This is a genomic window from Clostridium sp. UBA5988 (assembly GCF_002435615.1).
Taxonomy (GTDB): Bacteria; Bacillota; Clostridia; order Clostridiales; family Clostridiaceae; genus Clostridium_J; species Clostridium_J sulfidigenes.
Window position 1 is genome coordinate 88,583 of the sequence record NZ_DJBA01000077.1, and the last position, 11,904, is coordinate 100,486.

General features: G+C 30.3%; 9 protein-coding genes and 1 riboswitch. Of the genes, 8 read left to right on the forward strand and 1 reads right to left on the reverse strand.

The genetic code is table 11. The features are described 5' to 3' along the window. Positions 1-277: 277 nt before the first annotated feature. From gap to B3J31_RS16965, 8 genes are all read left to right on the forward strand, one after another. Positions 278-1,312 (forward strand): type I glyceraldehyde-3-phosphate dehydrogenase, encoded by a 1,035-nt coding sequence (gene gap / locus B3J31_RS16930; RefSeq protein ID WP_150843439.1) that lies wholly within the window; start codon positions 278-280, stop codon positions 1,310-1,312. A 181-nt stretch (positions 1,313-1,493) separates the two neighbouring features. Next, positions 1,494-3,602 (forward strand): YgiQ family radical SAM protein, encoded by a 2,109-nt coding sequence (locus tag B3J31_RS16935; RefSeq protein ID WP_346867729.1) that lies wholly within the window; start codon positions 1,494-1,496, stop codon positions 3,600-3,602. Positions 3,603-3,904: 302 nt separating this feature from the next. Further along, on the forward strand, positions 3,905-4,342 hold the full coding sequence (locus tag B3J31_RS16940; protein WP_150842873.1) for a MarR family transcriptional regulator: 438 nt from the start codon (positions 3,905-3,907) through the stop codon (positions 4,340-4,342). A gap of 66 nt (positions 4,343-4,408) precedes the next feature. Next, positions 4,409-7,024: an ATP-dependent chaperone ClpB gene (clpB, locus tag B3J31_RS16945; protein WP_346874248.1), complete on the forward strand. Its 2,616-nt coding sequence runs from the start codon at positions 4,409-4,411 to the stop codon at positions 7,022-7,024. 177 nt (positions 7,025-7,201) lie between these two features. After that, positions 7,202-7,357 carry a zinc-ribbon domain containing protein gene (locus B3J31_RS16950; protein WP_150842871.1) on the forward strand — a complete coding sequence of 52 codons (156 nt, stop codon included), beginning with the start codon at positions 7,202-7,204 and terminating at the stop codon, positions 7,355-7,357. A 197-nt stretch (positions 7,358-7,554) separates the two neighbouring features. Next, positions 7,555-8,997: a DEAD/DEAH box helicase gene (locus tag B3J31_RS16955; RefSeq protein WP_346874249.1), complete on the forward strand. Its 1,443-nt coding sequence runs from the start codon at positions 7,555-7,557 to the stop codon at positions 8,995-8,997. 160 nt (positions 8,998-9,157) lie between these two features. Beyond that, positions 9,158-9,313, forward strand: coding sequence for a zinc-ribbon domain containing protein (locus B3J31_RS16960; RefSeq protein WP_150842869.1), 156 nt, complete (start codon positions 9,158-9,160; stop codon positions 9,311-9,313). A gap of 306 nt (positions 9,314-9,619) precedes the next feature. Beyond that, positions 9,620-9,775 (forward strand): zinc-ribbon domain-containing protein, encoded by a 156-nt coding sequence (locus B3J31_RS16965; protein ID WP_346867727.1) that lies wholly within the window; start codon positions 9,620-9,622, stop codon positions 9,773-9,775. A 131-nt stretch (positions 9,776-9,906) separates the two neighbouring features. Here B3J31_RS16965 and mgtE read toward each other — a convergent pair whose 3' ends face one another. Further along, the gene (mgtE, locus tag B3J31_RS16970) at positions 9,907-11,244 is read right to left on the reverse strand and encodes a magnesium transporter (RefSeq protein ID WP_150842868.1); all 1,338 of its coding nucleotides are present in this window, start codon (positions 11,242-11,244) and stop codon (positions 9,907-9,909) included. A gap of 406 nt (positions 11,245-11,650) precedes the next feature. Further along, positions 11,651-11,810: riboswitch (M-box (ykoK) riboswitch) on the reverse strand. Positions 11,811-11,904: the final 94 nt, after the last annotated feature.

Below are 11,904 nucleotides of genomic sequence, written 5' to 3' on the forward strand. Positions count from 1 at the left end.
TGGTGGGATTTTTATTTATATTTCAAATGAAAAAGTGTAGCACATATATCAGATTTAAATGATTAGTTTTTAATGAAATTTAATAACCAACCTAGTAAATTAAATATTTTTTACATAAATATAAATATGAAAATGGTAGTAAACAAAAGAAAATGAAAGTAAATACTATATTTCAACGGGAAATTAAGAAAAAATATGATATACTATATTTGACACATATTCTAATGTGATATACTATATTGATATAAAGAGTATAACAATGAATTGCGGGGGTTCAATTATGATAAACGTTGGAATAAATGGATTCGGAAGAATCGGAAGAACTTTTTTAAGGATAGCATGTGAAAGTCCTGAGACGGATTTTAATATTGTAGCTATAAATGCTAGAGCAGATATAAAAACACTTGCACATTTATTTGTTTATGATTCATGCTTTGGTACCTTCAAAGGAGACGTTAAGACAACAGAGGATTCAATAATAATTAATAATAAAGAAATAAAGATAACAAGATGTGGATCACCAAAAGAAATTCCTTGGAAGGACTTAGAGGTTGATTTAGTTATAGAGTCTACTGGAAAATTTAAAACAAAAGAAGAACTTATGGATCATGTAAAAGCCGGAGCTAAGAAAGTTATATTAACAGCGCCAGGTAAAGATGAAGATATAACAGTAGTAATGGGTGTAAATGATTCTGATTTAGATTTATCACAACATACAATCATATCAAATGCATCATGTACTACTAATTGTCTAGCGCCGGTAGCTAAAGTAATAGATGATAAATTTGGAATTAAAAAAGGATTTATAACTACAGTTCACTCTTATACAAATGACCAACAAATCCTTGATAAGAGTCATAAAGATTTAAGAAGAGCAAGAGCGGCAGGGGAATCTATAGTACCAACTACAACTGGAGCTGCTAAAGCGGTTGCAAAAGTATTACCTCAATTAAAGGGTAGATTAGATGGATTTGCATTAAGAGTTCCCACAGCTGCTGTATCTATCACAGATTTAGTATGCGAAGTTGAAAAAGAAACTACAGTAGAAGAAATAAATAGAGTAATTAAAGAAGCATCTGAAAATGAACTTAAGGGAATATTAGGTTTATGTGAATTACCATTAGTATCTGTAGACTTTAAAGGAGATAGTAGATCTTCTATAGTAGATGGATTATCAACTATGGTAAATGGAAACATGATTAAAGTAGCATCTTGGTATGATAATGAGTGGGGATATTCAGCAAGAGTTGTTGATTTAGCTAACTACGTTGCACAGATGTTAAAGGAAGAAAAAGTTACTAAAATAGCTTAAGGTGTTAAGGGTTTTAAGTAACAATATAAATTAATTTAGCCAACTATTATAAAATACCAATATATTTAATTTAGAGTCAAGAGATTATTTTGTAAAAGAAATAGTCTCTTGATTCTTTTTATAGTATAATTAGACCTTGAGTTGAATTATAAATTTGAACTATATTTGAGTAGGTGATTAAATGTTAGAAAATAGATTTTTACCAATTTGTAAAGATGATATGTTAGAAAGACAATGGGAACAGTTGGATTTTATAATAGTAACAGGAGATGCATATATAGACCATCATAGTTTTGGTACTGCTATAATTTCTAGAGTTCTTGAAGATGCAGGATTTAAAGTAGGAATAATTCCTCAACCTGATTGGCATAGCACTGAAGATTTTATGAAGTTAGGAAGACCTAGATTGGGATTTTTAGTTAATGGTGGTAACATGGATTCTATGGTAAATCATTACACTGTAGCTAAAAGAGTTAGAGAAAAGGATCTTTATTCTCCAGGTGGAAAAATGGGTTTAAGACCAGATCGAGCTACTATTGTATACTGTAATAAAATTAGAGAAGCATATAAGAATATTCCGGTTATAATTGGTGGAGTAGAGGCTAGTCTTAGGAGATTTGCCCATTATGATTACTGGAGTGATAAGGTAAGAAAATCAATGTTAGTAGATAGTGGTGCTGATTTACTTATATATGGAATGAGTGAAAAGCAAATAGTAGAAGTGGCAAATTGTTTAAATGATGGATTAGAAGTTCAGTATATAAGACATGTGCCTGGAACATGCTATATGATAGATGACTTAGAATATGTAAGTGGGTATATTGAGATACCATCCTATAAAGCTGTATCTACAGATAAGATGGAATATGCCAGAGCATTTAAGGTTCAATATGAAGAACAAGATCCAGTAAGAGGAAAGACTCTAGTACAAAAGCATGCCAATAGATATGTGGTACAAAATAGACCAGAGATGCCTCTTACTAGGGAAGAGTTAGACCATGTTTATGGATTACCTTACACAAAAAATTATCATCCTTGTTATGAAGAAGCAGGTGGAATAGCTGCTATAGAAGAGGTTAAATTTAGTATAGTTAGTTCTAGAGGTTGCTTTGGAAATTGTTCTTTTTGTGCTATAACTTTTCATCAAGGAAGAATAGTTCAGAGTAGAAGTGAAGATTCTATTTTGCAAGAAGTAGTAGAAATAACAAATTTACCCGATTTTAAAGGATATATTCATGATGTAGGAGGTCCTACTGCAAACTTTAGACGCCCAGCATGCAAAACTCAGCTTAAGCATGGTGCATGTAAGCATAAACAATGTTTATATCCAAAACCGTGTAAAAATATAGATGCAGATCATACTGAGTATTTAGAACTACTAAGAAAGGTAAGAGCTACTCCTAAGGTGAAAAAGGCATTTGTACGCTCAGGGTTACGTTATGATTATATAATGGCTGATAAAAATGATACCTTCTTTAAAGAACTTGTAGAACATCATGTAAGTGGACAATTAAAGGTAGCTCCAGAGCATGTTTGTGCTGATGTTTTAAAGTATATGGGAAAACCATCTGGGAAGACCTATGATAGATTTGTAGATAAGTTTTATAATCTTACTGAGCAAGTTGGGAAGAAGCAGTATATTATACCTTACTTAATGTCTAGTCATCCAGGTAGCACATTAGCATCAGCTATAGAGTTAGCAGAATATCTAAGAGATATTAATTATCAGCCAGAGCAAGTTCAGGATTTTTATCCAACGCCTGGAACCTTATCTACAGCTATGTTTTATACAGGGGTAGATCCATTAACTATGAAAGAGATATATGTACCTAAGAGCAAGAGGGAAAAAGCAATGCAAAGAGCTCTTCTTCAATATAGAAACCCTAAAAAGTATGATATAGTATATGAAGCCTTAGTGGAGGCTGGAAGAGAAGATTTAATAGGAAATGGACCAAAGTGCCTAATAAGACCTAAAACACATGGAAAAAATCTTAACCATACTGGGAACTATAGTAGACGTAATAAAGGAGACAGAGAGCATAGTAATGCTAAAGTATCTTCATCTAGAAAAAATCAGGGAAGAGATTATTTAGAAAGTAAAAAGGTTAAAAATACGTCTAAGAGCAGATATATAGGGGCTCAGGAAGATAATTTTAAAGGTGCAGGTAGAAATGGAAGTAAAAATTCTGATACTAGAGGTAAGCTGAATGATAATGCTCGAGGCAAATTTGATAGCAATAAGGGCAAAACTTCAAGTAAGAGGAGATCTATGAAGAAAACTCGTCAGTAGTTAGAGGAAAAATAAGAAATAAGAAATAAAAAATATTAAATAATTGAATCAAAATTTATTGTAAATATAAAATAAAAGTAATAATGATAGTAGATTTTCATTATTACTTTTATTTTTGATTAATAAAATTTCATTATTGACAAAATAGTACGATGGTAGTACTATTTACTTAATAATAAAGTACTAATTTCGTACTAATTTAATTTTACGTTTAGCAAACAATAATATAGGTTGTAATCTATTGATTTAATAATTGAATTTTATGATTGTAGGATAAAGAAGATTTTAAAGGAGTAGGTGTAATGGAGGGTAATGACAAGTTAGTTGAAGAATTTTCGAATTTATGGAAAATGTTTTTGTCTTTTTCAAATCAATATAGGACTATGGAGGAATTTCCTAGGATAGAAAGACTTAATACTATGGAAATTAGTATTATAAGAATTGTCTATGAAAGAGAAGATGTGATTTTAAAGGAAATCTGCACTATGTTAGATATACCTAAAAGTACTCTAACCAGTGCTATAGATAGACTAGAAAGACTTAACTATGTAAATAGAACTATTAGTAAGAGAGACAGAAGATCCTATGGATTACAACTTACAGATGAAGGCAAGGAAGTGAAAAATGAACATCTAGCTTTTGAAAGAAAATTGTATGGATATGTTTTAAATGCCTTAGACACAAATGATGAAAGAAAAGAATTTTTAAAGTTATTTAGAAAAATAGTAGAAAATATTTAAATTGAAATTTTATGAAAGGAGAAATGCTACTTAACTGGATATAAAATTGGAGTAGCTGGTGATGTTATGGAAACAGAAAAATTAACAATAAGAGTTCAACAAAGTTTAAATGATGCCTATGAGGAAGCAGTAAGAAATAATCATCAACAAGTAGATATTATTCATTTATTCTCTGCTCTTGTAAATCAAAAAGATGGATTAATACCTAATGTCTTTGAGAAAATGGAAGTAGATGTTGAAGGAATTAAAAGAAAAATAAATTTAGAGCTAGAGAAAATGCCTAAAGTATTAGGAGAAGGAGCTCGTTCATCTGGAGTTACTGCCACTAGAAGAATCAATGAAGTTTTAGTTAAGGCTCAAGATATATCAGAGAAATTTCATGATTCCTATATAAGTGTAGAACACATAATGATAGCCATCATAGAGGTAGATGCAAAAGGTATATCAGGTAAAATACTTAAGGATTATGGAATAGATAAGGAAAGATTTATGGAAGTATTATCTCAGGTTAGGGGAAATCAAAGGGTAGATACTAATGATCCAGAGGGAACTTATGATGCTCTTGCTAAGTATGGAACTAATTTAATTGATCTTGCTAAGGAACATAAATTAGATCCCGTAATAGGAAGGGATGAAGAGATAAGACGTGTAATTAGAATTTTGTCAAGAAGAACTAAAAATAATCCAGTGCTTATTGGTGAGCCTGGAGTAGGTAAGACGGCCATAGTTGAAGGTTTGGCAGAAAGAATTGTACGTGGAGACGTGCCAGAAGGACTAAAAGACAGGATAATTTTTTCTTTAGATATGGGAGCTTTAATTGCAGGAGCTAAGTATAGAGGTGAATTTGAAGAAAGACTTAAAGCTGTACTAAAGGAAGTTAAGAATTCTGATGGGAAGATAATATTATTTATAGATGAAATTCATACCATTGTAGGTGCTGGAAAAGCTGATGGAGCTATGGATGCAGGAAATCTTATAAAGCCTATGCTAGCAAGAGGAGAATTACATTGCATTGGAGCTACTACTTTTGATGAATATAGACAATATATAGAAAAGGATAAAGCATTAGAGAGAAGATTTCAACCAGTTATTACAGAAGAGCCTACAGTACAAGATACAATTTCAATATTAAGAGGACTTAAGGAAAGATTTGAAATACACCATGGAGTTAGAATTCATGATTCAGCTATAGTAACAGCAGCAAAATTATCTAATAGGTATATTCAAGATAGGTTTTTACCAGACAAAGCCATAGATTTAATTGATGAAGCTGGGGCTATGATAAGAAGTGAAATAGATTCTCTTCCTACAGAACTTGACATGGTTAGAAGAAAGCTATTTACATTAGAGACTGAAAGAGAAGCTCTGCTTAAAGAAAGTGATGAAGCATCTCAAAAGAGACTTGAACAACTTCAAAAGGAGTTAGCAGAATTAAAAGAAAGAAATGATGAAATGACTGCTAAATATGAACAAGAAAAAAGTAAGATTCTTGAAGTTAGAACTTTGAAAGAGCAATTGGATGAAGCTAGAGGTAAGGTTGAAAGGTATGAGAGAGAATATGATTTAAATAGTGCTGCAGAACTAAAATATGGGGTTATACCACGTCTTGAAGAAGAAATAAAAGAAAAAGAAGAAAGCATGCACAATAATTATGAAACAGCTCTTCTCAAAGAAGAGGTTACAGAAGAAGAAATTTCTCAAATTGTATCTAAGTGGACTGGAATTCCGGTAACACGATTAGTAGAAGGAGAAAGAGAAAAACTATTAAGATTAGAGGAAGAACTTAGCAATAGGGTAATAGGTCAAGATGAAGCAGTGACAGCTGTTGCTAATGCCGTAATTAGGGCTAGAGCAGGAATGAAAGATGAAAATAAGCCTATTGGTTCATTCATTTTCTTAGGGCCTACAGGGGTAGGTAAAACAGAACTGGCTAAAACTTTAGCGAGAAATTTATTTGATAGTGAAGAAAATATTATAAGAATTGATATGTCAGAGTACATGGAAAAATATTCAGCATCAAGACTTATAGGAGCGCCTCCAGGATATGTAGGTTATGAAGAAGGGGGACAATTAACTGAAGCTGTAAGAAGAAATCCATATTCAGTAGTTTTATTTGATGAAATAGAAAAGGCTCATGAAGATGTATTTAACGTGTTTCTACAAATATTAGATGATGGAAGACTCACTGATAATAAGGGCAAAACTATAGACTTTAAAAATACTATAATAATTATGACTTCTAATATAGGTAGTAGTTATCTACTAGAGGATAGTGGTGTAATTACTGAAAAAACTAAAGCCTTAGTCATGAGTGAAATGAAGAGTAGGTTCAAGCCAGAATTTTTAAACCGTGTAGATGACATTATAATGTTTAAACCACTAAATATTGAAGGTATAAAGAAAATTATAGATATATTTATTGACCATGTTAGAAGAAGATTATATGATAAAAATATAGGTTTAGAAATTACTGACGTAGCTAAGGAGATTTTAGCAACAGAAGGCTATGATCCAGTTTATGGGGCAAGACCACTAAAAAGATATATTGGAAATGTTTTAGAAACCATGATTGCAAAAAAAATTATAGCTGGGGAAGTTTATGATGGATGCAATATTTTAGTAGATGGCAAGGATGAGCAAATAGTATTTCAAATAAGTAATAAAGGGATTACTACTGTATAAATAAAGATAAAATAAAATATTTATATAATTACTTGCATTATGCGTAAAGTGTATGTTATACTGAGTAAGTGGTTAAACACAAATAAAATTGAAATAAAGATTTAACATATATAATAATTTTCTCCAATTAGAGGATTTGTTAATAATAGGTGGATCTTTAAAATGGAGGAATTGTAAATGGCAGATAAAACATTAACATGCAGAGATTGCGGAAACGAATTCGTATTCACAGAAGGAGAGCAAGCTTTCTACGCTGAAAAAGGATTCGAAAATGAGCCAACTAGATGTGCTGATTGCAGAAGAGCAAGAAAAGCAGAAAGAAATAGAAGATAATTAATATTTAATATTTCAATGAAAGCTATAAGAAGTGATTCTTATAGCTTTTATTTTTGAGCTATATAGAATTAACTATTTATATAAAAAGTATTAATGTATAAAATTTTTAAAATAAGTAGAAATATATATATAAGTCTAATATGAGGTGAAATAGGAATAATGATTAGATATTAATTAGATACAAGGAGATAGTTATGGAAAGTGGATTTAAAAAATATAATTTAAATGAAAACATATTACAGGCTCTAAACAATCTAGGGTTTGAAAATCCTTCTGAAGTTCAAGATAAAACAATACCAAGTCTTTTGTATGGAGAGGATATTATAGTAAAATCACAAACTGGCAGTGGGAAAACAGCGAGCTTTGGAGTTCCTATTTGTAATGAAGTTAGGGTAGAAGAGGGGAAAATAACAGCATTAGTTCTAGTTCCCACAAGAGAACTTGCATTACAGGTTAAAGATGATATATCCAATATAGGGAGAATAAAAAAGGTTAGATGTGCTGCTGTTTTTGGAAAGCAGCCTTTTAATGAGCAGGTTAGAGAACTTAAGCAGAGGGTACATATAGTAATAGGAACACCTGGGAGGATAAGTGACCATATGAATAGAGGGAACTTAAACTTTAAGGATTTAACATATGTAATCATTGATGAAGCAGATAAAATGTTAAATATGGGTTTTATAGATCAGATAAGTGATATACTAGATAGATTACCGAAAAAAAGGACAACAGCTCTATTTTCTGCAACAATACCAGAAAGCATTGAGGAGCTATGCACTAATTATATGATAAACCCTAGATTTTTAGAAATAGAATCCAAGGTATTTAATCGTGATAAAATAAAAGAATCATATTTAAATATTGAACATAAAGATAAGTTTAAAGCCTTATGGAAGAACTTATATGCATGTAGACCAGATGCAGCTATAGTATTTTGTAATACCAAAGATAAAGTTAAAAAAGTGTATGAAGAATTAAAATCAGAGGGAATTTCAGTAGAACAACTACATGGAGATATGGAGCAAAAAATAAGGATTGAAACTATGGAAAGGTTCAAGAATAAGGAATTTAAAGTACTAGTTGCTACGGATATTGCAGCTAGAGGAATTCATGTAGATAATATAACCCATGTATTTAATTATGAAGTTCCAATGGAAAGGGAAAGTTATGTTCATAGAATAGGTAGAACAGGAAGAGCAGGACGGGAAGGTACAGCTATAACTTTAGTTTCTGAATATGAAAAGAAGTATTTGATTTCTATAGAAGAATACCTAGGATATAGTATTAAAAAGGGGAATTTTCCAAGTGATTTAGAGATTAAAGAAGGTAAGAGTATATTTAAGGAGAGTCAGAAAGAATTTAAAGAAGGACAGAGAAATAAAAAGAAAGTAATTCATAAAGATATCCTAAAAGTATACATCGGAGCTGGTAAAAAGAAGAAAATAAGAAATATAGATATAGTGGGAGCTCTTAGTAATCTTCCAGAGTTAAATGGAGACGATATCGGTATAATAGATATACAAGATAATATTTCATATGTAGATATACTGAATAATAAAGGTGACAATTTCTTAAAAAAATATGGAGAGATAATTATTAAAGGAAAAAAAGTTAAAGTGCAAAAATCTAGGAAATAAAATTAAAAATATATATTGAATTATTATTATCACCATGATATACTAAAAGAGTAGTAAATACAAAAAATATATTATAAAGATTTAAGATTAATAACATTTTTCTCCAGTTTTAGAGAATCAGTTAGTTAAAAGTAAATCTTTAAAAATGGAGGAATGAAAAATGGCAGATAGAACATTAACATGTAAAGATTGCGGAAATGAATTCATATTCACAGAAGGAGAGCAAGCTTTCTACGCTGAAAAAGGATTCGAAAATGACCCAGTAAGATGCGCTGATTGCAGAAGAGCAAGAAAAGCAGAAAGAAATAGAAGATAGTAATATTTAATATTTCAATAGAAGCTATAAGAATTAATCTTATAGCTTTATTTTATTATATAAAATTATAATAATTTATTAAAATATAAGGATTGATTTGTTATATAGTATATGAGTTATTTAAAAATAAAATAGTCCTATAATTGGTATAAAAATGGATATAAGTATTCAAAAAATACTTGAAATTTAACTAGCAAAGTGATAAACTTAAACCATAAAATAAAAAGATTCACATCTATTATAACTTTCTCCGTTTTTAGGGAATTGGTTAATTGAATGTAAATCTTTAAAAATGGAGGAATTAAAATGGCAGATAAAACAATATCATGCAAAGACTGTGGTAAAGAATTTATATTTACAGAGGGAGAGCAAGCTTTCTACGCTGAAAAAGGATTCGAAAATGAGCCAGTAAGATGCCCAGATTGCAGAAGAGCAAGAAAAGCAGAAAGAAATAGAAGATAATAATCTATTTTCTATAGAACTACAGACTAAAGTCTTGTAGTTCTTTTTTAAATTAGTTAAAGGACTATTCTAAGGCAATTAAAAGATAATAAATTGCCTTAGAATAGTCCTTTATTATATTAAAATATAAATTAAACTGCTAGGTGTAGTAGATTTACGGATAATGTAAAGTATAGAGTTAGAGCAACCGCATCTACTATAGTTGTGATTAATGGGCTTGCCATAATAGCAGGATCTAATTTTAATTTTTTTGCTAAGATGGGTAGTATGCCGCCTACTATTTTAGCTACAACAACAGTACAGAATAAGCTTATACATACAGTGAAAGAAATTAAAAGGTTAATTTTTTCAAAATAATATATTCTTATAAAATTTACTACGGCAAGAACGGAACCAGTAATGATGCTAACCCTTAGTTCTTTAAAAATAACTTTAAATCCATCAGATAATTTTATATCTCCTAAGGCAAGACCTCTTATGATAAGAGTTGAAGATTGAGATCCGGCATTGCCGCCTGTATCCATCAACATTGGAATGAAGGAAGCGAGAATAACTACTGAGGATAGGACATCTTCGAATTTTCTTATAATGTTTCCTGTAAAAGTTGCTGAAATCATTAATACAAGAAGCCAAACTATTCTATGCTTAGAAAGAGTCCAAACACTGGTCTTTAAGTATTCTTCTTCATTTGGCTCCATAGCAGCCATTTTTTGGAAGTCTTCTGTGTTTTCTTGGTCTATAATATCTACTATATCATCTATGGTGATTATTCCAACTAATTTTTTTTCATTATCAGTAACTGGGATAGATAACAAGTCATACTTTTTAAATAGTTGAGCTACATTCTCTTGATCATCTAAAGTATTAACATGTATAAATTCAGTTTTCATTAAATTTTCTATTAGCATATTTTCATCACTTAAAATAAGTTTTCTTAAAGAAATAATACCTTCTAGCTCTCTGTTATCGCCTAAAACATAGCAAGTGTGAATAGTTTCCTTATCTATGCCTGTTTTCTTTATATGAGCAATAGCTTCATTTACAGACATATGCTTTTTTAAATCAGCAAATTCTATAGTCATTATACTTCCAGCTGAACTTTCAGGATATTTTAAGAATTGATTTATAATCTTGCGAGTATTTTCATCTGTATTTTTTAAAACTTTTTTAACTACATTAGCAGGTAGTTCTTCTAGAAAGTCTATAGTATCATCAATGAATAAATCATCTATAATATTTGAAATTTCACTATCGGTAATAGAATCAATTATAAATAGTCTTTCCTCGTGGTCTAGATAGGAAAATACATGTGCAGCTTTATCTTTAGGAAGTACTCTAAAAATTTTAACTACAGATTCTTTATCCATTTCACCTAATAAAGTAGCTATATCTACTACATTCTTTTTTTCAAGAGTTTTTCTTGCGTCAATGAACTTTTTTTCATTGATTAGTTTTATTGTGTTTTCCATTGTTACCCCTCCTATTAATTCAATACATTATGAACGGTCAAAATAAGTATTGACTAAAATTGAAAAATTATAATTTCTAGGTTGTAGTGGGTAAAAAACAATGAAGACATAAAAAAGCATTAAACCTCATGTTTAATGCCTTGATAAATAACTATGTAATATTTCTATCTGTTTATGGACATAAAATTCTTGATTATAGTTTTCACTTTGAAAAAGTTAAAGTGAAATTAAATTATGTCATAAAGAGGGTAAGAAGTTACATAGAGCTTTATTTTGGGATTAAACATTAAACTTATTAAATCTTCATTGTCAATATTACTACTACCATCGTCCATGTTTCTTACACCTCCTAAAATTTATCAAATAAAAAAACCTCCGTAAACTTAAACGCAGGCAAACACTAATAATAGTATGTCTCGTTCAAGTTTTAGCTCTACAAGGCAATGAAATTGCGTTAGATTAAGCCTTCTTTGTTCGGCAAAATCTGCTAACCAGTTAAGAATGTTTCCACTCTTTTACGGTAGCAACCCGTATCCTTGTAGTAACCTCACCTACCGAGGTATATAAATTTTTCCACTAAATAATTGTATTACTTTGTTTAATATAAGTCAACAGTAAGAAGTGAATTTTTTGAAATCATCTGATCGATTTATGATAATG